The sequence below is a fragment of the Spectribacter acetivorans genome, assembly GCF_031846305.1.
GTDB lineage: Bacteria > Pseudomonadota > Gammaproteobacteria > Nevskiales > Salinisphaeraceae > Spectribacter > Spectribacter acetivorans.
In genome coordinates this window covers 208,124-231,730 of sequence record NZ_JAVRHY010000004.1, presented here as the reverse complement: position 1 = coordinate 231,730, position 23,607 = coordinate 208,124, and the positions used below count along the sequence as shown (strand labels likewise).

Annotated in this window: 21 protein-coding genes and 1 other RNA gene; 19 read left to right on the top strand and 3 right to left on the bottom strand. The window is 67.8% G+C overall.

The genetic code is table 11. The features are described 5' to 3' along the window. Both RM531_RS06370 and RM531_RS06365 read right to left on the bottom strand, forming a co-directional pair. The gene (locus tag RM531_RS06370) at nt 1-363 is read right to left on the bottom strand and encodes a YraN family protein (RefSeq protein WP_311658136.1); all 363 of its coding nucleotides are present in this window, start codon (nt 361-363) and stop codon (nt 1-3) included. A gap of 7 nt (nt 364-370) precedes the next feature. Next, nucleotides 371-2,287 (bottom strand): penicillin-binding protein activator, encoded by a 1,917-nt coding sequence (locus RM531_RS06365; protein WP_311658135.1) that lies wholly within the window; start codon nt 2,285-2,287, stop codon nt 371-373. A gap of 130 nt (nt 2,288-2,417) precedes the next feature. Between RM531_RS06365 and rsmI the strand changes: the two genes are divergently transcribed. The 18 genes from rsmI to lpxC all read left to right on the top strand — a co-directional run bounded on the left by rsmI (nt 2,418) and on the right by lpxC (nt 21,975). After that, nucleotides 2,418-3,272 (top strand): 16S rRNA (cytidine(1402)-2'-O)-methyltransferase, encoded by an 855-nt coding sequence (rsmI, locus tag RM531_RS06360; protein ID WP_311658134.1) that lies wholly within the window; start codon nt 2,418-2,420, stop codon nt 3,270-3,272. A 25-nt stretch (nt 3,273-3,297) separates the two neighbouring features. Beyond that, nucleotides 3,298-3,654: RNase P RNA component class A (rnpB, locus tag RM531_RS06355), an RNA gene on the top strand. 642 nt (nt 3,655-4,296) lie between these two features. Beyond that, complete coding sequence (gene mraZ, locus RM531_RS06350) at nt 4,297-4,758, top strand: division/cell wall cluster transcriptional repressor MraZ (protein WP_311651591.1); 462 nt, start codon at nt 4,297-4,299, stop codon at nt 4,756-4,758. A gap of 53 nt (nt 4,759-4,811) precedes the next feature. Further along, entirely contained in the window at nt 4,812-5,747 is a 936-nt protein-coding gene (gene rsmH, locus RM531_RS06345) for a 16S rRNA (cytosine(1402)-N(4))-methyltransferase RsmH (RefSeq protein WP_311658133.1), read from the top strand. Continuing rightward, entirely contained in the window at nt 5,744-6,016 is a 273-nt protein-coding gene (gene ftsL / locus RM531_RS06340; protein WP_311658131.1) for a cell division protein FtsL, read from the top strand. Before rsmH ends, ftsL begins: the two co-directional genes overlap by 4 nt. After that, nucleotides 6,013-7,752, top strand: a complete 1,740-nt coding sequence (locus RM531_RS06335; RefSeq protein ID WP_311658129.1) for a peptidoglycan D,D-transpeptidase FtsI family protein — start codon at nt 6,013-6,015, stop codon at nt 7,750-7,752. Before ftsL ends, RM531_RS06335 begins: the two co-directional genes overlap by 4 nt. Beyond that, entirely contained in the window at nt 7,749-9,245 is a 1,497-nt protein-coding gene (locus RM531_RS06330) for a UDP-N-acetylmuramoyl-L-alanyl-D-glutamate--2,6-diaminopimelate ligase (RefSeq protein ID WP_311658127.1), read from the top strand. The genes RM531_RS06335 and RM531_RS06330 overlap by 4 nt, the downstream gene beginning before the upstream one ends. Beyond that, on the top strand, nt 9,242-10,618 hold the full coding sequence (locus RM531_RS06325; protein WP_311658125.1) for a UDP-N-acetylmuramoyl-tripeptide--D-alanyl-D-alanine ligase: 1,377 nt from the start codon (nt 9,242-9,244) through the stop codon (nt 10,616-10,618). Before RM531_RS06330 ends, RM531_RS06325 begins: the two co-directional genes overlap by 4 nt. After that, nucleotides 10,612-11,694, top strand: coding sequence for a phospho-N-acetylmuramoyl-pentapeptide-transferase (mraY, locus tag RM531_RS06320; RefSeq protein WP_311658124.1), 1,083 nt, complete (start codon nt 10,612-10,614; stop codon nt 11,692-11,694). The genes RM531_RS06325 and mraY overlap by 7 nt, the downstream gene beginning before the upstream one ends. Further along, the gene (gene murD / locus RM531_RS06315; protein ID WP_311658123.1) at nt 11,691-13,061 is read left to right on the top strand and encodes a UDP-N-acetylmuramoyl-L-alanine--D-glutamate ligase; all 1,371 of its coding nucleotides are present in this window, start codon (nt 11,691-11,693) and stop codon (nt 13,059-13,061) included. The genes mraY and murD overlap by 4 nt, the downstream gene beginning before the upstream one ends. Continuing rightward, a complete protein-coding gene (ftsW, locus tag RM531_RS06310) occupies nt 13,058-14,212 on the top strand; it encodes a putative lipid II flippase FtsW (RefSeq protein WP_311658121.1) in 1,155 nt (384 codons plus the stop codon). The genes murD and ftsW overlap by 4 nt, the downstream gene beginning before the upstream one ends. Then, entirely contained in the window at nt 14,209-15,285 is a 1,077-nt protein-coding gene (gene murG, locus RM531_RS06305; protein ID WP_311658119.1) for an undecaprenyldiphospho-muramoylpentapeptide beta-N-acetylglucosaminyltransferase, read from the top strand. The genes ftsW and murG overlap by 4 nt, the downstream gene beginning before the upstream one ends. Continuing rightward, a complete protein-coding gene (gene murC, locus RM531_RS06300) occupies nt 15,282-16,727 on the top strand; it encodes a UDP-N-acetylmuramate--L-alanine ligase (protein ID WP_311658117.1) in 1,446 nt (481 codons plus the stop codon). The genes murG and murC overlap by 4 nt, the downstream gene beginning before the upstream one ends. After that, nucleotides 16,724-17,653: a D-alanine--D-alanine ligase gene (locus RM531_RS06295; protein WP_311658116.1), complete on the top strand. Its 930-nt coding sequence runs from the start codon at nt 16,724-16,726 to the stop codon at nt 17,651-17,653. The genes murC and RM531_RS06295 overlap by 4 nt, the downstream gene beginning before the upstream one ends. Next, on the top strand, nt 17,643-18,383 hold the full coding sequence (locus RM531_RS06290) for a cell division protein FtsQ/DivIB (RefSeq protein WP_311658113.1): 741 nt from the start codon (nt 17,643-17,645) through the stop codon (nt 18,381-18,383). Before RM531_RS06295 ends, RM531_RS06290 begins: the two co-directional genes overlap by 11 nt. Continuing rightward, entirely contained in the window at nt 18,367-19,611 is a 1,245-nt protein-coding gene (ftsA, locus tag RM531_RS06285; RefSeq protein ID WP_311658111.1) for a cell division protein FtsA, read from the top strand. Before RM531_RS06290 ends, ftsA begins: the two co-directional genes overlap by 17 nt. Before the next feature lie 78 nt (nt 19,612-19,689). After that, a complete protein-coding gene (gene ftsZ, locus RM531_RS06280; protein WP_349255399.1) occupies nt 19,690-20,841 on the top strand; it encodes a cell division protein FtsZ in 1,152 nt (383 codons plus the stop codon). A 216-nt stretch (nt 20,842-21,057) separates the two neighbouring features. After that, the gene (gene lpxC, locus RM531_RS06275) at nt 21,058-21,975 is read left to right on the top strand and encodes a UDP-3-O-acyl-N-acetylglucosamine deacetylase (protein WP_311658109.1); all 918 of its coding nucleotides are present in this window, start codon (nt 21,058-21,060) and stop codon (nt 21,973-21,975) included. A 22-nt stretch (nt 21,976-21,997) separates the two neighbouring features. On the opposite strand, the gene RM531_RS06270 is transcribed toward lpxC, so the two are convergent. Then, nucleotides 21,998-22,441, bottom strand: a complete 444-nt coding sequence (locus RM531_RS06270) for a DUF721 domain-containing protein (RefSeq protein WP_311658108.1) — start codon at nt 22,439-22,441, stop codon at nt 21,998-22,000. A 41-nt stretch (nt 22,442-22,482) separates the two neighbouring features. Between RM531_RS06270 and RM531_RS06265 the strand changes: the two genes are divergently transcribed. Continuing rightward, nucleotides 22,483-23,418 (top strand): M23 family metallopeptidase, encoded by a 936-nt coding sequence (locus tag RM531_RS06265; protein ID WP_311658106.1) that lies wholly within the window; start codon nt 22,483-22,485, stop codon nt 23,416-23,418. The last annotated feature ends 189 nt before the right edge of the window (nt 23,419-23,607 follow it).

The following is a 23,607-nucleotide window of genomic DNA, read 5'->3' as shown; positions in this document are numbered from 1 at the left end:
TCAGTCCAGTTGAAAGGCGTCCTCGATCCATTCGAGAGCGCCATCGGGGCCCACGCCCACCACGTCGAACCGCAGCGGCCGCGCCGCCAGTGCCGGGCGGGCCTGCAGCAGACAGCGGGCGGCATGGATGAGCCGCTGCTGTTTGCGGGCGGTGACGGTTTCCACCGCCCGCCCGTAATCCGATCGACTGCGCTGGCGCACTTCCACCACGATAACGGTCTCGCCGTCGTCCAGGACGAGGTCGAGTTCGCCGCCGGGGCGGCGAAAATTGCGGGTCAGACAGCGCAGGCCCTGCTGACGGGCGCGTTCCAGCACCGCCGACTCGGCGGCCGCGCCGCGGGCCTGCCGGGTGGTCGCGGGCATGGGCGAATCAGCTGCCGCTCTGCCCGGCGTCCAGCGGGATGAACCCGTTTTCCGGCCGTGCCGGCTCGATCGGCGTGGGCTTGCCGCGGCTGAATTCGCCCCAGTTCAGGCGGCGACGGATCTGACCGTCGGGCTCCAGATACAACGCGCCGGTCGCACCCTCAAACAGGTCGCCCGCCCGCATTTCCCCGGCCCGGATGCGAGCCGCCAGTCGCCAGGCATCCAGCCCCATGGCGAACAGGCGCGGATAGCGGTCGGCATCATCCGGCCAGCGTTCGGCGATTGCGCTCAGCCGGGGGACATCGTCGCGTGCCAGCACCCAGGGCATGTCGGCGAACATCAGGCCGTTCAGATCGATATCGCGGTCCGGGTCGACCTGGCCGGTATAGGCGTGGGAGGTGGCCAGCACCGGCAGGCTCGTGGCCCGGTAGAAGCGCAGCTGAGTGCGGATCAGCCGCGCGTGGTTGGGCTGGGCGGCCAGAAACACGAAGTCCACGTCCTGGCGCCGGCCCTGCTCAACCGGTTCGCCATCAGCATTGGTAGCAACCTCGCGGGCCTGTCCCTCGCGCACACCGGTATACCTGAGCACCCGCTTGATCGGCTCGGCGTGGTCGTTCTGCGAGGTGTCGTAGGTGGCGTAATCCACCAGATCACCACCCGCGTAATAGAACGCCTCCTCGAAGGCACCCAGCACCCGCTGGCCCCAGTCGCCGTCCGGCACCAGCGCGATGGCGCGGCGCCAGCCCTCGGCGGCGGCGCGGTCGGCAACCGCCCGGGCTTCGTCCTCGGGCGCGAGACCGAACTGATAGAAGCCGGGGAACTGATCGGCGTTGTCCTGGTAATTCAGCGCCAGCACCGGCATCGGCAGCTGCGGCACGCCGGTGAGATCGGCAACCTGCGCCTTGCCCAGCGGTCCGACCAGGATGCCGACACCGTCGGCGCGGGCCTGGTCAATCGTCGCGGCCACATTGCGTTGCCGATTGGTGTCGTAGATGCGGACATCCGCCCGCGGCGCGGACTCCTCGTAATAACCGGCGAGAAAGCCGTCCCGCACGGCGCCGGCGGCGCCTTCGAACTGCCCGGAAAGCGGCAGCGCCAGGCCCACTACCCGGGCGCCGCGTCCGCCGGCGCCGGGCATGTCCGGCGACATCGGCTGATAGCCCAGCTGCTCGGGCAGGATGTGGCGGGTGGCCGGATGCCCGGGGTGACGCTGTTCCCAGGCCTGCAGGTCGCGGGTGAGCGTGTCGCGATCGGGCGTGACCTGACCGGCGATGCCGGCCAGTTCCACCCAGCCACGGGTGATGGCGTCGGCCGCGGCCAGGGCGGCACGGTCCTGTGCCGGCGATTGCGCCGCCCGCAGACGCTCCCAGATGCGTTCATCGTTGCGGCGTATCGCGCGTGGCTCCAGCAGCCACACGCTGCGCTGAACCAGGGCGTGGACGCCGTCGATAGTACGCCCCGCCTCGAACAACAGCTCCGCGCGCAATGACCAGGTGCGGGCCGCCACCAGTGGTGACGCGCCGGCGGAGGGGGGCGAAATGCGGTCCAGTGCTTCGGCCGGGGACAGGCCGGCCACTTCGGCGCGCAGTTCCACCGAAACCAGGCGGGCCTCGTCGTCGGCCCCGAGGCTGTTGGCGTTGACCTGATTCAGCATCTGCTGCGCCCGCGCGCCGTCGCCCGCTTCCACCGCGGCCTCGGCGGCCCGCAGGTACAGCGGACTCCGCCGGGGCTCACTGGCCGCCTGTGCCGCCTGTTCATACAGAACCGAGGCCTGTGACGGCTCGCCGCGGGAAGCGGCTGCCGCGGCACGGTCCACCGGGCCGCCGCGATCACCGCCGGTCGGTAGAGCGGCGCAGCCGGCGAGGATGAATGCGGCCGGTATCAGCGGCAGCCAGCGCGTGAAGAAAGTCGGGATTGCGATCATCGGGGCCTGTTCCTGCGATGGCGGCGGGTCACATCGATGCCAGGTCGGCCCGCAAGCGGGCAGTGGTCGATGCCGGGCGCTACCATAGTAGCGTTTTCCGCAAGAATCCATGCCACCGGCTGCCCGTTCCGTGACCCAGACCGCCTGCCTCTACATCGTCGCCACCCCGATCGGGAATCTCGGGGACCTGTCGACGCGGGCGGCCGAGGTGCTGCGCACGGTGGATCTGGTGGCGGCGGAGGATACCCGCCACAGCCGCCGCCTGATGGATTCGATCTCGGCCGACGTGCCCATGCTCTCGCTGCATGAGCACAACGAGTCACAGCGGGTGACGCAGCTACTGGGGCGCCTCGAGGCGGGGGCGAGAATCGCCCTGATCTGCGATGCCGGCACGCCGCTGATCAGCGACCCCGGTTTCGTGCTGGTTCGGGCGGTGCGCGACGCTGGTCACCGGGTGGAAGCGCTGCCGGGGCCCTGTGCGGCCATCGCGGCGCTCTCGGTGAGCGGTCTGCCCACCGACCGCTTCGTGTTCGAGGGCTTTCTGCCGTCCCGAGCCACCGCCCGGCGGCGTCGGCTCGGGGAGCTGGCGGGCGAGCCGCGCACGCTGATCTGCTACGAGTCCAGTCATCGGGTGGCCGCCACCGTGGCCGATATCGTCACCGAGCTGGGCAGCGAACGACCGGTCACGCTCGCCCGGGAGCTCACCAAGCTGCATGAACAGACCGTGACCCTGCCGGCCGGCGAGCTGGTGGACTGGCTGCAGGCGGATGATCAGCGTCGGCGTGGGGAGTTCGTGCTGGTCATCGGCGGGTCGGACGCGCCGCCGCCGGCCGAGACCGCGGGGTTGACCCCGGAGCGCATCCTGCGTGAACTGCTGCGGTCGATGCCGGTGACGCAGGCGGCCCGCAGCACGGCGCGTCTGACCGGTATGCCCCGCAATCAGCTCTACGACCTGGCGCTGGCGCTGCGCGATACCCCCGAGTGACGGCGCGATCGGCTAACATGGCGGTGGAGTCGGCTGGACAGTCGCGGTCGCCGGCAACGGCGACGGAGGAAAGTCCGGGCTCCATAGGGCAGGGTGCCAGGTAACGCCTGGGGGGCGCGAGCCTACGGAAAGTGCCACAGAAAACATACCGCCGATGGCCCGCGCAAGCGGGATCAGGCAAGGGTGAAAAGGTGCGGTAAGAGCGCACCGCGCGGCCGGCAACGGTTCGTGGCAGGGTAAACCCCACCCGGAGCAAGACCGAATAGGGGAGCATCGTGCGGCCCGTACGGCTCCCGGGTAGGTCGCTAGAGGCGGATGGCGACATCCGTCCCAGACGAATGACTGTCCCAGACAGAACCCGGCTTACAGGCCGACTCCCATAACGAATGGCGGTGCCGCGCAAGCGGCACCGCACCCCGTCTTTTCTCCCGCGAGCGGGAGAAATCGAAAGAGGGAAGCCGGGAAGGGAGCAACCCGCCGACGCCGGAATTCGTCTCGCACCGCACCCCGTCCTTTCTCCCGCAAGCGGGAGAAACCGAAAGAGGGTCGCCGGGAAGGTAGCAATCCGCCGACGCCCGAATTCGCCCCGCGCCACCACACCTCATCGCTTCTGGGGCAAACGGTAGAAGCCGCAAGCGGTCCGCCCTTCCGAGCGATGGGCCCACGCCGCAGCCAGTCTGTTTCTGGCGAGGATAAACCGTATGTCAGGCGCGCAAGCCTGTTACCCGGCGTTCCCGCCACCCCGTTGGCGACTATCGAACGCCGCCCCGTCATGCGGACGCTTGCCGACGGTAGCGATTGATGTCGTCGGTCATCAATCGGCCTTAAACGGCTGTCCATGTGACGATTTTTCGCCCCACATCATGCCACTCTCGGGCTTGTCTTCTAAGCATCTGTTTCACCGACGTTTTTACCCTGAAGCAGGTGTCACTTTTCCTTGACACGGGAATTCGGAGGTGCCTATAGTGGCGATTAAGGGCAAAAAGTGGTTTGAAGTGGAACGCCGCTTCAGGGAGCCAGCACCGTGTTCAGGGGTTCCAGTCCAGTCACCGTCGACGCGAAGGGACGCTTCGCCATTCCATCGGCTTACCGTCAGCCGATTCGGGATGCTTGCGGCGGTCGGATTGTGGTCACCCAGCACTGGGATCGTTGTCTTCTGATCTACCCGCAGCCGCAGTTCCAGGCCTTCGAAAGCGAGCTGCTCAGCCGCGGTGGACTCAATCCCAAGGTGCGCGACATCCAGCGATTCCTGCTGGGCAATGCGCGTGACCTGGAAATGGACAAGCAGGGACGACTGCTGTTGCCGAGCCCGTTGCGCGGGTTTGCCGGCATCGACTCCCGCGCCGTGCTGATGGGCGTGGGCAATCTTTTCGAACTCTGGGCAGAAGACGATTGGCAGGCGCGAAACGACGCCAGTTGCGACGAGCTGGCTGCGCAGGCGGCGGCGGGCGCGCTGCCCGATGCGCTGCAGGATCTACCGCTTTGACCGGGTGTGGCCACGGGGCCATCGGGAACAGGGAGATGGCGCGAGCATGGGCGATGAATGACCGGCCTCACGCCTCGGTGTTGCTGGACGCCGCGGTCGACGCGTTGTTCGTGCGGCCGGGCGGCGTCTACGTGGATGCCACCTACGGGCGCGGTGGCCACACCGGTGCCATTCTCGAGCGTCTGGGCGGTCAGGGCCGGTTGCTGGCGGTGGATCGCGACCCGGATGCCCAGGCCCACGCCGAACGCAGCTGGGGGCGCGAGCCCCTTTTTCAGTTTCGCCGCACGGGCTTCGACCGCCTCGGCGCGGTGATCGCGGACGCCGGTCTGACCGGCCGGGTCGACGGCATTCTGTTCGATCTGGGGCTGTCCTCGCCGCAGGTGGACGACGCCAGCCGCGGGTTTTCCTTCCGCCACGGTGGCCCGCTGGACATGCGCATGGATCCCGACACGGGTGAAAGCGCGGCCGAGTGGCTGGCGCGGGCGGATCTGGGTGACATCGCGGGTGTTCTGCGTCGCTACGGGGAGGAGAAGCTGGCCGGGCGCATCGCCCGGGCCATCGTGACCGCCCGCGAGCATGCCCCCATTGACACAACCGACCGGCTGGCCGCGATCGTGGCCGATGCCACCCCGGCCCGGATTGCCGCCGGCAGCCGGATTCATCCCGCCACGCGCACGTTTCAGGCGCTGCGTATCCAGGTCAACGACGAGCTGGGCGCGCTTCAGGCGGCCCTGGACGCCTGCCCGGCCGCGCTTGCCGATGGCGGTCGGCTGGCGGTGATCAGCTTTCATTCGCTGGAGGACCGCATCGTCAAGCGGTTCATGCGGGCCGAGGCGCATCCGCCGCCACCACCGGTACCCATGGCGGCCGAGCCCGAGCCCGGCTTCGCGCTGGTGGGCAAGCCCCGGCGACCGGACGCCGCGGAAGTGGCGGCCAACCCCCGTGCCCGCAGCGCCGTGTTGCGGATCGCGGAACGGCGGCGCTCATGACCGGGCGGCGGGCCGTACTACTGACAGTGCTGGGCGGTGTTGCGCTGGCCAGCTCGGTGGCCGTGATCGAGGCCAAGCACCAGTCGCGGGAGCTGCAGTCGGAGTTGCAGGTGCTGCGGGTGGAGCGTGATCGCCTGCGCACGGAATGGTCACAGCTGCAGCTGGAGGAAAGCGCCTGGGCCAATCCGGACCGGGTCGCTCGCATGGCGCGGGAACAGTTGGACATGCAAGTGCCGCGTCACTTCGAACTGATCGAGGCACAGCCGTGAACCGGTCGCGGCGCCGCAATCACAAGCTGGAGCCGCCGCCGGCCTGGCGGGCCCGCGCGATGCTCGGGCTGTTCGGCGTGTTTGCCGTGATGCTGGGGGCCCGGGCGTTCGAGCTGCAGGTGCTGGATCAGGAATTCCTCAACGAGGAGGGCGCCAAGCGGCATCTGCGGACGATGGAAGTGCCGGCGGTCCGCGGCGCCATCCGCGACCGCCGCGGTGCGCCGCTGGCCCTTTCAGCACCCACGGAATCCGTCTGGGCGGTGCCGGCGGCGCTACTGGAGGATCCCGGGCGACTGTCCGCGCTGGCGGGCGAACTGGACTACAGCACGGCGGAACTTCGTGACCGTCTGGAAAATTATCGCGAACGTCAGTTCCTGTATCTGCAGCGCCAGCTGAGTCCGGCCCATGCCCAGCGGGTGATGGCGGTGGGTGCCCCGGGCGTGTTCCTGCAGCGCGAGTACCGGCGGTACTACCCGGGCGGTGAATCCACCGCCCAGCTGGTGGGGCTGACCGACATCGACGGTCGCGGCCAGGAGGGCATCGAGCTGGCGCTGGACGATGAACTCGATGGCGCGCCCGGCAGCCGCCGCGTGATCAAGGACCGTGTCGGTCGGGTGGTGGAGGATCTGGCCGAGTTCACCCCGCCCGATCCCGGTGGCGATGTGCGGCTGACCGTGGATCTGCGTCTGCAGGCGCTGGCCTACCGCGAGCTCAAGGCGGCAGTGCTGGAACACCAGGCCAGTGCCGGCGTGGCGGTGATGGCCGACCCGGAAACGGGCGAAATCCTGGCCATGGTGTCCTTTCCCAGTTTCAATCCGAACAGCCGCGAATCGATCCCGACCGGGACGTTGCGGCATCGGGCCGTCACCGACACGTTCGAGCCCGGTTCCACCTTCAAGCCGCTGTTGATCTCGCGAGCGCTGGATGCCGGCGCGTTCACGCGCGACAGCGTGATCGATACCGAGGGCGGGCGCTTTCGCGTGGGTCGCCTGACGGTTCGTGACTTCCGCGACTACGGCGATGTCGATCTGCGTCGGCTGCTGACCAAGTCCAGCAACGTGGGCGCGGCCAAGGTGGGATTGAAGTTGGGGCCGGAACGGCTCTGGCAGGTCTACAACGACTACGGTTTCGGCACCATCAGCGGCGTTCGCTTCCCGGGCGAGCGCTATGGTGTGCTCCGCAATTTCGCCCGCTGGGATGATGTCACCACCGCCACCGCGGCCTATGGCTACGGGGTGTCGGTCACGGCGCTGCAGCTGATCCGGGCCTATGCGGCACTGGCGGACGATGGCCGGCTTCGGGATCTGCGGCTGACCCTGGCCGGCGAGGATGACTGGCAGGCCGCGCCCAGGCAGGTGATTTCGGCTGACGCCGCCGCCAAGGTGCGCGATCTGCTCGGCGACGTCGTGTCCGCGGAAGGCACGGCCGGGCGGGCCGCGGTGCCCGGCTACCGCGTGGTCGGCAAGACCGGCACGGTGCGCAAGGTCGAAGGCGCGGGCTACGACGCCGCCAGTCACCAGTCCCTGTTCGTGGGCATGGCGCCGGCCGATGACCCGGCGCTGGTCACGCTGATAATGGTCGATGAGCCCGGCAGCGGGGACTACTACGGTGGGCTGGTGGCCGCGCCGGCCTTTTCCAACATCATGCGGGAGGCGCTGCGCATTCTGCGCGTGCCGCCGGACAACCCGGCGACCCTGACTGCCGACGCCGCGGCCGAACCGGAGTCCAAGTCATGAGCCTGGTCGCGCTGCAGCCGGCACCGATGCGGCTGGACCGGCTGCTGGCCGGGCTGGGTGAGCCCCCGGTTGACGAACTGGCGGTGACCGGTCTGGCCACGGACAGCCGGCAGGTGTCTCCCGGTGACCTGTTCCTGGCCTGTGGCGGGGGCAAGCGGCACGGGATGGCATACATCGATGATGCGCTGGCCCGCGGTGCGGTTGCCGTACTCTGGGATGGCGATCAGCCACCGACCGTGACGGTGCCGGCCATCCGGGTGACCGATCTGCATCGGCATGTGGGCGAGATCGCGTCGCGCTTCCACGGCAATCCGTCGGCCAGCATGCTGGTGGTCGGCGTCACCGGCACCGACGGCAAGACCTCGGGCACCCATCTGCTCACGCAGGCGTTGATGCATCTTGGTCGCATCAGCGGCTATCTGGGCACGCTTGGTTACGGCTGGCTGGATGCGCTGGCGGCGCCCACTCACACCACGCCGGATGCGGTATCGCTGCAGGGTTGGCTGGCCCGGCTGGCGGCCGCGCGGGCGGAGGCTGTGGCGCTGGAAGTGTCATCGCATGCGCTGGACCAGTGCCGGGTCGATGGCACCGACATCGACATCGCCGTGCTTACCAACCTGGGCCGCGATCACCTCGACTATCACGGCAGCGTGGAGGCCTACGTCGCCGCCAAGCGGCGGCTGTTCGAGTTTGCCGGGCTCGATCACGTCATTCTGAATATCGACGATGCCACCGGCGCGGCCTGGTTCGCCGACATGGCTGAACGCGGTGGCTCGGTGGCATACGGCCTGATGCCGCATACCCCGCCGATCACCGGGCTGCATGTTTTTGCCACCGACGTGCTGACCCGACCGGGCGGCCTGGTGGTGGAAGTAGACAGCAGCTGGGGTCGCCTGCGGGTGGAAAGCGGGCTGCTCGGTCGTTTCAACGCCTACAACCTGCTGGCGGTGCTGTCGGTGCTGCTGGTCGACGGCGTTGCCCCCGAGCGGGCGGTGTCGGCGCTGGCCGCGCTGCAGACCGTGCCCGGCCGCATGGAAGTGGTCGACGCCCCGGGCCAGGGCCCGTTGGTGGTGGTTGACTATGCCCACACCGCGGCGGCGCTTGAGCACGCGCTTCGCGCCCTGGGTGAGCATGTTGATGGCCGGCTGCACTGCGTGTTCGGCTGCGGCGGCAATCGTGATGCGGGCAAGCGCCCGTTGATGGGAGCGGCCGCGGCCCGGCTTGCGGACTGGGTCTGGGTGACCGACGACAACCCCCGCCATGAAGATGGCGACGCCATCGTGCGGGCCATCGTCTCGGGGATGCCCGGGGATGCCGCGGTGACCGTACAGCGTGACCGCGCGCTGGCCATCGCCGAGGCGATTGCCGCGGCTGGACCGAATGATGCCGTGCTGATCGCCGGCAAGGGCCATGAAACCGATCAGCAGATCGGCGATGAACGGCGGCCTTTCGATGACCGTCTGGCCGCCCGTCGCGTGCTGGAGGCGGCATGAAGCTCCGGCTCAGCGAAGTCGCCACCCTGGTCAACGGCCGTCTGGTCGGGGAGGACGCCTGGGTAGAGGGGGTTTCCACCGACACCCGGCGGCTGGCGCCCCGGTGTCTGTTCGTCGCCCTGCGCGGTGAGCATCACGATGGCCACGAGTTCGTGCGGCGCGCCGCTACCCTGGCGGCCGGCGCGGCGCTGGTGGCGCGCGAGGTCGACGGCGGCCCGGCCCAGATCGTGGTCGGGGATACCCTGGCGGCACTGCAGCGTCTGGCCGCGGCCTGGCGGTTGCGCAGCAACGCGCCGGTGCTGGCCGTGACCGGCAGCAATGGCAAGACCACCGTCAAGACCATGCTGGCGGCGATTCTGGGCCAGAGCGGCCGGGTGCTGGCGACCCGGGGCAATTTGAACAATCACATCGGTGTGCCGTTGACGCTGCTCGAGCTGGGTGCCGAGCACGACTTCGCGGTGGTCGAGATGGGGGCCAACCATCCCGGCGAGATCGCATTGCTGACCCGGCTGGCCCGCCCGAACGTCGGGCTGATTACCAACGCCGGGGATGCGCACTTGGAGGGCTTCGGCTCCCGCGAGGGGGTGGCCCGCGCCAAGGGCGAACTGTTCGCCGACCTGGCAGCCGACGGCATCGCGGTGATCAACGCCGATGATGCCTATGCCGATTTGTGGGGGGAGCTGGCCGGCGATCGCCGGCAGCTGCGCTTCGGTCTTCGGGGGAAGACCGAGGTGCGCGCGCATGACGTGGCCACCGAGGCCAACGGTATGCGCTTCGTGCTGACCGCGCCCGATGGGGAGGCGGCGGTGACCCTGCCGCTGGCCGGCCGGCACAACGTTGCCAACGCGTTGGCAGCCGCCGCGGCCGCCGCCGCGGTGGGTACGCCCGTGGCAGCGATTGCGGCCGGTCTGGCCGCGGTGCCGCCGGTGGCGGGACGACTCCGTGCTCGTTCCGCCACCGGCGGCGCCACCCTGATCGACGATAGCTACAACGCCAATCCGGATTCGCTGGCCGCTGCCATCGAGGTGTTGACCGCGGGCACCGGGCAGGCCTGGCTGGTGCTTGGCGACATGGCCGAACTCGGCGATGCCACCGACAAACGCCATGCCGAAGCCGGACGCCTGGCCCGCAAGGCCGGGGTGCGGCGTTTGTTCACCATCGGCCGCCACAGCGCCCTGGCGGCCGGGACGTTCGGTGATGGTGCCCGACATTACGAGGAGCGCGAGGCCCTGGTGCGGGATGTCGCCGATGGGCTGTCAGCCGACGTGACTGTGCTGGTGAAGGGGTCGCGCTCGGCCGGCATGGAACAGGTGGTCGAGGCGCTGATCTGCAACGACGCGGCTGAGCCGGCCGGGGCAGGTGTCGGATGCTGATGCACCTGGCCGAATTTCTGGAGCAGTACTACAGCGGTTTCCGCGTATTCCAGTTCCTGACCTTCCGCGGGATTCTCGGGGTGCTGACGGCCATGGTGTTCAGCTTTGTCGCGGGCCCGTGGATGATCCGCCACCTGACCGTGCGTCAGATCGGCCAGCAGATTCGCGAGGACGGACCCGAGTCGCACCTGATCAAGGCCGGCACCCCGACCATGGGGGGCACGCTGATCCTGTTCGCGGTGCTGGTGGCCACGCTGCTGTGGGCCGATCTGTCGAATCAGTGGGTGTGGGTGGCGATATTCGTGACCGCGGCTTTCGGGGCGGTCGGTTTCGTCGACGATTATCTCAAGCTCAAGGTGGGAAACAGCCGGGGCCTGTCGGCGTTGACCAAGTACGGCTGGCAGAGCGTGATCGGGCTGGCGGCAGCGCTGTGGGTATATGCCGGCGCGGAAACCGGGGCCGAGACAAGTGTATTGATCCCCATGCTCAAGGATGTGGCGATCCCGCTGGGAGCCGGCTACATCCTGTGGACCTACCTGGTGGTGGTCGGGTCAAGCAACGCGGTGAATCTGACCGACGGCCTCGATGGCCTGGCGATCATGCCCTGCGTGATGGTGGCCTCGGCGCTGGGTGTCTTCGCTTACGTCACCGGGCATACCGAATTCTCGAATTACCTGGGCTTCCACTACATCGAGGGGGTCGGGGAACTGGCCATCTTCTGCACCGCCATCGGTGGCGCGGGCCTCGGATTCCTGTGGTTCAACACCTATCCGGCGCAGGTGTTCATGGGCGACGTCGGCGCACTGGCCCTGGGGGCCGCGCTGGGCATCGTCGCCGTTATCGTGCGCCAGGAAATCGTGCTGGTGGTGATGGGTGGCATCTTTGTCGCCGAAACCGTGTCGGTGATTCTGCAGGTGGCCAGTTTCAAGCTGACCGGCCGGCGCATGTTCCGCATGGCGCCGCTGCATCATCACTTCGAACTCAAGGGCTGGGCCGAGCCCAAGATCATCGTGCGCTTCTGGATCATCACCCTGGTGCTGGTCCTGATCGGTTTGTCCACGTTGAAGATCCGATGAGTAGCGCGACTCGGGACTCGGAACTCGGGACGCCGAATGGGGCGCGTCTGATCGTGGGCATGGGGGCCACCGGACTGTCCGTGGCGCGATATTTGTTGCGAGCGGGCATGCCGTTCGCGGTGACCGACAGCCGTTCGCAGCCGCCCAGGGCGCCGGATCTGGAGAGCCTGGCCGACGTCCCGAACAGCTTCGGCGCCTTTGCGTCGCCGCTGCCTCTGGACCAGCTTGCCGAGGTCGTGGTCAGTCCCGGCGTGTCGCTGGACGAGCCTTTCCTGCATGAGGTCCGGGCCGCCGGTATTCCGATCATCGGCGACATCGAGTTGTTCGCCCGTGCGCTCCAGCCGGCGACTCCCGAGGCCCGAGTTCAGTCTGTGATCGCCATCACCGGCTCCAACGGCAAGTCGACGGTCACCGCGCTGGTGGCGGAAATGGCCGAGGCGGCTGGTCGGCAGGTGGCCGTCGGCGGCAATTTCGGCCGGCCCGCTCTGGACCTGCTCGACGAGGGCGCCGAACTATTCGTGCTGGAGCTGTCGAGCTTCCAGCTGGCGCTGGTTGAAAGCCTGGCGCCCGCCGCGGCGACGGTGCTCAACGTCAGCGCCGATCACATGGACCGGCATGCCGACATTGAAGACTACGCGGGGATCAAGGCCCGCATCTTCCGGCGGGCGACGGTGTCCGTGGTCAACGGGGACGATGCTCGGGTTGCCGCCATGGCCACGTCGGGCCGGCGCGTGGTGATCGGTGACCGGGCCGGTGACTGGCATCTGGACGGACCGGCCGCAGCGCCGATCATCTGCCGCGGGGATCAGGCGTTCCTGGCCGCGGCCGACCTGCCGCTGCGCGGCCGCCACAACCTGTGCAACGCCCTGGCCGCGCTGGCGCTGGGCGAGGCGGTCGGATTGCCCGACGCTGCCATGCGCGAGGCCCTGCAACGATTTCCCGGGCTGCCGCACCGCTGCCAGTTCGTGGCCTCGGTTAACGGGGTGGACTGGGTCAACGACTCCAAGGGCACCAATGTGGGCGCCATGCTGGCCTCGCTGGACGGCCTGCCGGGCCCGATTCTGCTGCTGGCCGGCGGCCAGGCCAAGGGCGGGGATTTCACGCCGGTGGGGCCGGTGATGTCGCGCAAGGGCCGGTTGGCGATCCTGTTCGGTGTCGATGCAGCGCGTATTGCCGACGCGCTGCGCGACCACGTGGCGATCGAGCAGGTGCCGGGGCTGGATGAGGCGATCGATCGTGCCGCCGGCGTGGCCGAGCCGGGGGACACGGTCCTGCTGTCGCCCGGTTGCGCCAGCTTCGACCAGTTCCGGGGCTACGAGGACCGCGGCGAGCGCTTCATGGCCGGCGTGCGGAGGCTGGCGGCATGAATCTGCGCCCGAACGTCGCATGGCGGCTGCCGGCCGGTTCGGTGGATGCCTGGTTCGCCACCACGGTCGCGTTGCTGCTGGGTCTGGGTCTGGTGATGGTGGGCTCGGCCTCGGTGGCGGTGGCCGACCGGCTGGCGGATGAACCGCTGCATTTCTTCTACCGCCAGGCGGTGTACGCGCTGATCGGCCTGGGTCTGGGGTTCGTGGTTCTGCATGTGCCGCTGCGTATCTGGCAGGCCAACAGTTTCAATCTGCTGGCGGTGTCCATGGGGATGCTTCTGCTGGTGCTGATTCCGGGGATCGGCCACGAGGTCAACGGTGCCCGTCGCTGGATCGATCTGGGCGTGGTGTCGGTCCAGGTATCCGAGCCGGCAAGGCTGGGCCTGCTGCTGTACCTGGCCGGTTATGCCGTGCGGCAGCAGGTGGAGCTGCGCACCAGTTTCGCCGGCCTCCTGCGGCCGGTGCTGCCGATCGGGCTGGCCTGCCTGCTGCTATTGATCGAACCGGATTACGGCGCCTGCGCGGTGCTATTCGCGGTGACCGGCATCCTGATGTTTCTGGCCGGCGCCCGGCTGTCGCATCTGCTGGTTCTGGCCGGAACGGCCGGGGGGCTGCTGGTGATGGCGGCGCTGTCGTCGCCCTACCGGGTGGCGCGGCTGATCAGTTTTACCGACCCCTGGGCACACCCCTATGCCAGCGGTTTTCAGCTGACCCAGTCGCTGATTGCCATTGGTCGGGGCGAGGTGGTCGGCGTGGGGCTTGGCAACAGCGTCCAGAAGCTGTTGTACCTGCCCGAGACCCATACCGATTTCCTGTTCGCCATCCTCGCCGAGGAGTTCGGGCTGATCGGGTCGCTGGCAGTGATCGCGCTGTTCACGCTGTTCGTGTGGCGGGCGTTCGCGATCGGCCGGCGGGCAATGGACGCGGGCATGCTGTTCGGGGCGTTCCTGGCCTTTGCGCTGTCCAGCTGGATGGTCCTGCAGGCGTTCATCAATATTGCGGTGAACATGGGCATGCTGCCCACCAAGGGCCTGACGCTGCCGTTGATGAGCTATGGCGGCTCCAGCCTGGTCGTGATGTGCGTGCTGGTGGCCCTGCTGCTGAGAGTGGACCTGGAGGCCGGCGCCGCCGGCCGGGCGGCAGCGCGATGAACGGGCCGCGGGTTCTGATGATGGCCGGTGGCACCGGGGGACATGTATTCCCCGCACTGGCCGTGGCCGATGCCCTGCGCGAGCGCGGTGCCGAGGTGGTGTGGATGGGCACCCGGGCGGGGCTGGAGTCGCGGGTGGTGCCGGCCGCCGGGTATCGGATGGAGTGGATCGGCGTGTCCGGATTGCGCGGCAAGGGATGGCGCACCTGGCTGGGCGCGCCGTGGCAGCTGATGCGGGCCGTGTGGCAGGCCCTGCAGCTGGTGCGCCGGGTGGCGCCGCAACTGGTGGTCGGTATGGGCGGTTTCGTGTCCGGCCCCGGTGGGTTGGCCGCCTGGCTGCTGCGCCGGCCGCTACTGGTGCATGAACAGAACGCCGCGGCCGGGTTGACCAATCGCGTGCTTGCGCGATTGGCGCGGACCCGTCTGCAGGCCTTCCCCGGCGCGTTGCCCGGTGCCCGCGTCGTGGGCAATCCGGTGCGCGGCGACATCCTCGCGCTGCCGGCACCGGCGCAGCGTTTTGGTCAGCGCAGCGGGGCGGTTCGCCTGCTGGCGCTCGGCGGCAGCGGCGGGGCCCTGGCAATTAACGAAATGCTGCCGGCGGCGCTGGCCCGGCTGCCGGCCGACCAGCGTCCGGTGGTGCGGCATCAGGCGGGTCGTACGGTCGACCGGGCGCAGGCGGCCTACGCCGAGCACGCGGTGGCGGCGGAGGTCAGTCCGTTCATCGAGGACATGGCCGAGGCCTATGCCTGGGCGGATCTGGTGATCTGCCGCGCCGGTGCGCTCACGGTAGCTGAACTGGCCGCGGCCGGTCTGGGCGCCATTCTGATTCCCTATCCCCATGCGGTCGACGATCACCAGACCGTGAACGGCACCTATCTGACCCGGCGTGATGCCGCGGTGCTGGTGCAGCAGCGGGACCTCGATCCTGCCCGGTTGGCGCAGCTGCTGGGCGAGCTGATCGGCGACCGGCCCCGTCTGCTGGCGATGGCCGAGGCGGCGCATGCCGCGGCCTGGCCCGATGCCACCGCTGACATCACGGCCGCCTGTCTGTCCCTGGCGGAGGTGCGGCGATGAACGCAGCCCCCACCACCTTCCAGCCGCTGAGTGAACGGCCCATGCGCCGGGTGCAGACGGTGCATTTCGTCGGCATCGGCGGCGTGGGCATGGCCGGCATCGCCGAGGTGCTGCTCAATCTCGGTTACACGGTGTCGGGCAGCGACATTCGCGAAGGCGCCGCCACCCGGCGGCTGACCGAGCGGGGAGCCGCCATCCGCATCGGCCATGATGCCGCCAACGCGGCCGGCGCCGATGTGGTGGTGACCTCGTCCGCGGTGTCGGCGGACAACCCGGAGGTTGTCGCAGCCCGCGACCGGTTGATTCCGGTAGTGCCGCGGGCCGAGATGCTCGCCGAGCTGATGCGGTTCCGCTACGGCATCGCAGTGGCCGGTACCCACGGCAAGACCACCACCACCAGTCTGGTGGCGTCGGTGCTGGCCGAGGGCGGGCTCGATCCGACCTTCATCGTGGGCGGCAAGGTGCTGGGCGCGGGCACCAATGCCCGACTGGGAGAAAGCCCCTACATCGTGGCCGAGGCGGACGAGTCGGATGCCTCGTTCCTGTTCCTGACCCCGATGCTGGCGGTGGTGACCAATATCGACGCCGATCACCTGGAAGCCTACGAGGGCGATTTCGCCAAGCTGATCGATACCTTCGTGGAGTTCATCCACCATCTGCCGTTCTACGGGCTGGCAGTGGTCTGCGTCGACGATCCGGTGGTTCGCGAGATGCTGCCGCGGGTCGGCCGGCCGGTGCTGACCTACGGCATCGATCAGGAAGCGGATCTGCGGGCCGACAATCTGGTGACCGAGGGCCCGGGTACCCGTTTCGATCTGCGCGTGCGCGATCGTGAGGAAAGCTGGCCGGTGCATCTGAACCTGCCCGGTCGCCACAACGTGCTCAACGCCCTGGCAGCCGCCGCGGTGGCCCGCGAGCTGGGTGTGGACATGAGCGCGATCCAGCGCGCGCTGTCCGGTTTCGCCGGCATCGGTCGCCGCTGCGAGGTGCTGGGCGAAATTGCGCTGACCGGCCAGCGCTGCCTGCTGGTCGACGATTACGGCCACCACCCCCGCGAGCTGAGCAGCATTCTTCAGGCCGTACGCGCCGCCTGGCCGGAGCGCCGGTTGGTGGTGGTGTTTCAGCCGCATCGGTTCACCCGTACGCGGGATCTGTTCGAGGATTTCTGCGAAGTGCTGGCCGGCCTGGATGTGCTGGTGCTGTGCGACGTCTATCCCGCCGGTGAGGCGCGGATTGCCGACGCCGACGGCCGGGCGCTGGCACGCGGCGTGCGGGCCCGTGGGCGGGTCAACCCGGTATTCGTGGCCGATGTGCACGATCTGCCCGACGTGCTGACCGGGGTGGTCGCCGATAACGACGTGATTCTGACCCTGGGTGCCGGCGACATCGGCGCCGTGGCCGCCGGGATGGCGGCCAGCCACCGTATCGGAGACGCACCATGAGCGGCCGGTTCGGCAAGGTGGCGGTGCTGATGGGGGGCTGGTCCGCCGAGCGGGAGATTTCCCTGCAGTCCGGCCGGGCCGTGCTGGCCGCGCTGCAGGCGCGTGGTATCGATGCCCACGGGGTGGACGTGGACCGGGCCCGGCTGCTGCATCTGGCCGATGAAGGTTTCAACTGTGCCTGGATTGCCCTTCACGGCACCGGCGGGGAAGACGGTATCGCCCAGGCGGTGCTCGAAGTGCAGGGGCTGCCCTATACCGGCAGCGGCGTGCTTGCCTCGGCCCTGGCCATGGACAAGGCCCGCTGCAAGGCGTTGTGGGCGGCGAGTGGTATCCCGACGCCCGCCCACCGTCTGCTGAGCTCGGATACCGACGCCGACACGCTGATTGCCGATATCGGCCTGCCCATCTTCGTCAAACCGGCCACCGAGGGATCGAGCATCGGCATGTCCCGGGTGGACGCGCCGGATCAGCTGCATGCCGCCTGGCAGGCGGCGTCCCGCTATGGCGAATCGGTGCTGGCGGAACGCTTCGTGGACGGCGGCGAATACACCGCCGCCGTGCTTGGCGACCGGGTGTTGCCGCTGCTGCGGATCGAATCGGCGGGCGCGTTCTACGACTTCCACGCCAAGTACGAGGCCGATACCACCCATTACCACTGCCCCTGCGGCCTGGCCCCGGATGAGGAACAGCGCCTGGCCGCCCTGTGTCTGGACGCCTTCCGTGCCACCGGTGCCCGTGGCTGGGGCCGCGTCGATTTCATGCTGGATGACGACGGCCAGCCCTGGTTTCTGGAGATCAACACGGTGCCCGGCATGACCTCGCACAGCCTGGTGCCGATGAGTGCGGCGGCCGCCGGCATCGATTTCGAAAGTCTGGTGGAACGCATTCTGGCCCTGAGCCTGGAGGAGCATGACGATGCGAACTGAACGCAAGCGCCTGCTCACGCCGCTGGTGATGCTGGCGACGAGCGCCGCGATCGCGGCCTGTACCTGGCAGGGTCTGACGCCCGATCAGCGCCAGGCGCACCGCATGATCGTGGTGGGTGATCTGGCGCACACCACGGATGCCGCGCTGGTGGACGCCGCGGCGCCCTACATGACCCGCGGTTTCTACGAGCTGGATGCGGCGGCGCTGGGCGATGCCATCCGGGCATTGCCCTGGATCGCCGAGGTCACGGTCCACCGGCGCTGGCCGGACAGCGTGGTGGTGCGGGTGGCCGAGTACCGGCCCGTCGCCCGCTGGGGCGAAGACCAGCTGATCGATGCCGAGGGGCAGCGGTTCGAGTTGCCGGCGGATCAGGTGCCGGCCGGTCTGCCGATCGTGCACGGGCCGGACGGCAGCGCCCGCGAGTTGCTGGCCGAACTGCCTGCACTGCAGGCGATTCTGGCTGGCACCGACATGCGCATCGGCCGGCTGGCGCTGGATCGCCGTGGCGGCTGGACCGCGTGGCTGGCCAACGGCCTGGAACTGCGCCTGGGCCGGGATGCGGTCCGGGACCGGCTGACCCGGTTTGCCCGGCATGCGCCGAGCGCCCTGGGCGCCGCGCTGGAAACCGCCGGTTATGTGGATCTGCGTTACGCGGATGGTTTTGCCGTGGGCGGCAATCGCGCCGCCCCGGCCAATGACAGCGAGACAGATAATGAGCAAGCGGCCTGAGAAGAATCTCGTCGTCGGGCTGGATATCGGCACCTCGAAGGTTGCCTGCATCGTCGCGGAGTACGACGAGCACGGTGAACTCGAATTGATCGGCATGGGCAGCCAGCCGTCCAAGGGCATGAAGAAGGGCATGGTGGTCAACATCGAGGCCACCACCCAGTCGATTCGCCGCGCGGTGGAAGAAGCCGAATTGATGGCCGGCTGCCGGATCCAGTCCGTGCACTGCGGCATCTCCGGCGCCCACGTGAAGTCGATCAACTCCCACGGCATCGTGGCGGTACGCAGCAAGGAGGTCACCGAGGCCGACATCGAGCGCGTTATCGACGCCGCCTGCGCGGTGGCCATTCCGGCCGACCAGAAGATCCTGCACATGCTGCCCCAGGAATTTGCGGTGGATGACAACGAGGGCATCCAGGAGCCGGTGGGCATGTCCGGCGTGCGCCTGGAGGTCAAGGTCCACATGGTCACCGGGGCGGTGACCTCGGCGCAGAACATCCAGAAATGCGTGGCCCGCTGCGGGCTGGAAGTGTCGAAGCTGTCACTGGAACAGCTTGCCTCGGCCGAGGCGGTGCTCAACGACGATGAAAAGGATCTGGGCGTCTGCATGGTGGACATCGGCGGCGGCACCTCCGACATCGCGGTGTTCGTCAACGGTGCGATCCGTCACACGGCAGTGATTCCGATCGCCGGCGACCAAGTCACCAACGACATCGCGGTGGCCCTGCGCACCCCGACGCAGCACGCCGAGGGGATCAAGATTCGCTACGGCTGTGCGCTACCCGAACTGATCGAGGAAGACGACGCCATCGAAGTGCCCAGCGTGGGCGAACGCCCGCCGCGGCGGCTGTCGCGCTACACGCTGGCCGAGGTAATCAAGCCTCGTTACGAAGAGCTGTTCATGCTCATTCACAAGGAACTCACCCGCAGCGGTTACGACGACGTGATCGCCGGCGGGGTGGTGATAACCGGCGGCTCCGCAAAGATGGAGGGCCTGGTGGACCTTGCCGAGGAGGTCTTCCACATGCCGGTTCGATTGGGGGTGCCGCAGCGGGTCAAGGGGCTGACCGACGTGGTCAGGAACCCCATCCACGCCACCGGCGTGGGGCTGCTGCAGTTCGGTACGAAGCCCGTCACGGGGTATCAGCCCCTGAGTGGCGGTCATTTCGGCAATCAGGGCTTTCAACAGGCCTGGTCACGCATGAAGGCGTGGTTCCAGGGAAATTTTTAGGTAACGCAACGGTTTGAGTCCGGGCAACCGGATCAAGCGTCCCGGCGACGGGACGGCACGGCAACTGGAGGATGGATCATGAGTGAAGTGTTCGAATTCGCTGACGAAAGGACCGACAAGGCCATCATCAAGGTGATCGGCGTCGGAGGCGGCGGTTCCAATACCGTCAATCAGATGGTCAACGGCGGTATTGAAGGGGTGGATTTCATCTGCGCCAATACCGATGCCCAGCACCTGGAATCCTGCCAGGCGGATACCCTGGTGCAGCTCGGGGTCAACGTGACCCGTGGCCTGGGTGCTGGTGCGGACCCGGTGATCGGCCGACAGGCGGCCGAGGAGGATCGTGACCGCATTCGGGAGGCGATCGAGGGTGCTGACATGCTGTTCATTACCTGTGGCATGGGCGGCGGTACCGGCACCGGCGCGGCGCCGGTGGTGGCGGAAATCGCCCGCGAACTGGATATCCTCACGCTGGCGGTGGTTACCAAGCCGTTTCCCTTCGAGCGGGGCAAGCGCATGGAAATCGCCCGGCAGGGGATCGAGCAGCTGCAGGAGTACGTCGATTCGCTGATCGTCATTCCCAACGAGAAGCTCCTCACGGTGCTGGGCAAGGGCACCACGCTGCGCTCGGCGTTCAAGGCCGCCAACGATGTGCTGCATAACGCGGTCCAGGGCATTTCCGACCTGATCACCCGACCGGGTCTGATCAACGTCGACTTTGCCGACGTGCGCAAGGTGATGTCGGTCCAGGGCATGGCGATGATGGGCCGGGCCACGGCGGTGGGCGATGATCGCGCTCGTCAGGCCGCGGAAGCAGCGCTTGCCTCGCCATTGCTGGATGATCTCAACCTGCACGGCGCCGAGGGGTTGCTGGTGAACGTCACCGGTGACGATAACCTGAGTATCAACGAGTTCCAGCTGGTCAACGAGGTGGTCATGGAAATGACCTCGGAGAACGCGGAAGTGATTGTGGGTACCGCGGTCGATGCCAGCATGGGTGACGAGCTGTGCGTGACGGTGGTGGCGACCGGGCTCGGCAAACAGGCTCAGCTGACCGGCCGTGATTCCATCCGGGCACTCAAGCGTGACACCGGTGGTCAGGTTCGTTACGAGGAGCTGGATACCCCGACGGTCATCCGTCAGGCCCCGCGTCAGCGCCACGACCAGAACGCGGCCGTGGATATGGATTACCTGGATGTGCCGGCATTCCTGCGCAACCAGGCAGACTGATGTTGCCGGCGGGCGGGTGCGGGCGGCCGTGCCCCGCATCCGCCCGTGTTTGGGTCACTGTGATATCCTGTTGGGCGCCGCGTATTGTTCACTGCAGCATTTTTCAGCGTGGCGCCGGCGTTCAGCAAGCGTTCATTCTCCAGCGTCCATTATCGACGCTGTACATGACAAGCGGTTGACAGCCTGAATGCCGCAAGGAAAAGAGGAACAGCGTCGATGCTGAGACAACGGACACTCAAGAACCCGATCCGCGCCACCGGCGTGGGGCTTCACACCGGTCACAAGGTATACATGACGCTGCGTCCGGCACCCGCCGATCACGGCATCGTGTTCCGCCGTACCGATCTGACGCCGGTCCGCGAACTGCGGGCCGACGCGCTCAAGGTGGGCGAGACCACGCTCGCCACGACCCTGACCGACAATGGCATGCGCGTGTCGACCGTGGAACACCTGCTGTCCGCAATGGCCGGGCTTGGCATCGATAACGCGGTGGTCGAACTATCGGCCGACGAAGTGCCGATCATGGATGGCAGCGCCGGCCCCTTCGTGTTCCTGATCCAGTCCGCCGGCATCCAGGAGCTGGACGCCGCCAAACGCTTCATTCGCATCAAGCGGCCGGTGCAGGTTGCCGAAGACGACAAATGGGCTCGTTTCGATCCGTTCGAGGGGTTCAAGGTCAGCTTCGGGATCGAGTTCGACCATCCCGCCTTCGATGCCGACACGCAGTCGGCCAGCGTGGATTTCTCGACGACCTCGTTCGTCAAGGAGGTGTCGCGGGCCCGCACGTTCGGCTTCATGCGCGATATCGAATTCCTGCGGGCCAACAACCTGGCGCGCGGCGGCAGCATGGACAATGCTGTGGTGCTGGATGACTACCGGGTACTCAACGCCGACGGCCTGCGCTACGACAACGAATTCGTGCGCCACAAGATTCTCGACGCGATCGGCGATCTCTACCTGCTGGGCTGCGGTCTGATCGGCAGCTTCACCGGCTTCAAGTCGGGCCACGGCCTGAACAACAAGCTGCTGCGGGCGCTCATGGCCGACCACGGCGCCTGGGAGGAGGTCACCTTCCCGGACATGGAGGAAGCGCCGATCTCCTACGTCAATGCGCGCCCGGTGGCGGCGGCCTGACCCCGGGCCCTCTACCCCGCTACTAGCGGCGTCCGGCGCGGGCCAGACGCTTCAGCGCCCGGGTCAGCGCCGGGTTGTCGACGTAATCCGCACAGGTGATCAGCAGCTGCCGAGCCGACTCACTCATGTGACGCGGCCGACGGTTGCCCGATATCACTTCGGCGGCGGACGGCCGGATCCGGATTTCCAGATCGGGGATGCCGCGCTTTAGCCGGGCGGCCACCGATCGCCGGATGGCATCCTGCTCGAAGCGCAGCCGTGTTGCCCAGGCACCATTGTCGACCAGCAGCACCAGGCGCTGGTCGTTGCAGTCCGCCACCCGCACGTGGCCCCGCGCTGCCGCCGGCAGACCGGCGTCGACCGCCGCCTGGGTTTGTTGCAGGAATGATGCATGCCTGCGTAAACTCTTGAGTTTGTTCTGATCCGATCTCAGAACATCAACGAGGGGACGAGGCGCTTTGCGCACGGCGAGTATTTGCTCCTGGCGTCTCAGGTGAAAGTTAGCCTATGGATATCATACTGATAAGCCACTCGCGTGGCCGTACCTGGCGTTTGCGATGTCAGCCGCGCTCGCCCTGGTTCTGGGCGCCGCTGGTCTCGCTGCCGGTGGTCGCCATCTGCGCGGCCATGGTGTTCGGTTACCGGATGGCACCCGATGCCAGCGGTGTGACCCAGGTGGCCAGCACTACCGCGGTCTGGGATGAACAGGTGGCGGTTCAGCGTCAGGAAGTCCAGTCACTGCGCCAGCGCATGGATGACAATATCCATGCGCTTGCCCAGCGGCTGGGTCAGCTGCAGGCCCATGTCACCCGCTTGAACGCGGCCGGCTCGCGAATGACCAAGCTGGCCAACATCGATGCCAGGGAATTCGATTTTGCCAGTCCACCGCCGCTGGGTGGCCCGGTCGCCGAAACCGATGAACATGCCCCGACCGCGGACCAGTTCGAGGCGGCACTGGATCGATTCGAGCAGGAGCTCGATTCCCGCGAACGTCAGATGCGCGTCCTGCGCGATTTGATGCTGGCGAGTGAACTGCGTGAGGAAATGACCCCCGCGGGCCGGCCCGTCAACGAAGGCTGGATTTCTTCCGCGTTCGGGTGGCGAACCGACCCCTTTTCCGGCCGCCGGTCCATGCATGAGGGCATCGACTTCGCCGCGGGCGTTGGCACCGACGTGGTGTCGGTGGCGCCAGGGGTGGTATCCCACGCCGGCGGCAAGGCGGGCTATGGGAAGCTGGTCGAGGTCAACCACGGCAACGGCTATGTCACCCGCTATGGCCACAACAGCAAGATCACCGTCGAGGTTGGCGAGCGCGTGGATCGCGGCAACGTGATTGCCAAGCTGGGTTCGTCCGGCCGCTCGACCGGCCCGCACCTGCATTTCGAGGTGCTGCGCAACGGCAAAGTGGTGGATCCGGCAGCCTACATGGAAGCGGCCCGATAACGAGATTGGCGTTCGTCGGACGCTGATCGGTTAAGCCCGACGCGGCCTTGCGTTATCATCGCGGGCCCGCGGCGTTGAAAGAGGCCATCGGCGGCCTCAAGTAATACCCTTTCTGACGGGCAACCCGACCGCGGCGCGTGGTATCGGGCGCTGACCCGGGCCGCGCAACGGGCATGTGCCGGCGAGCGC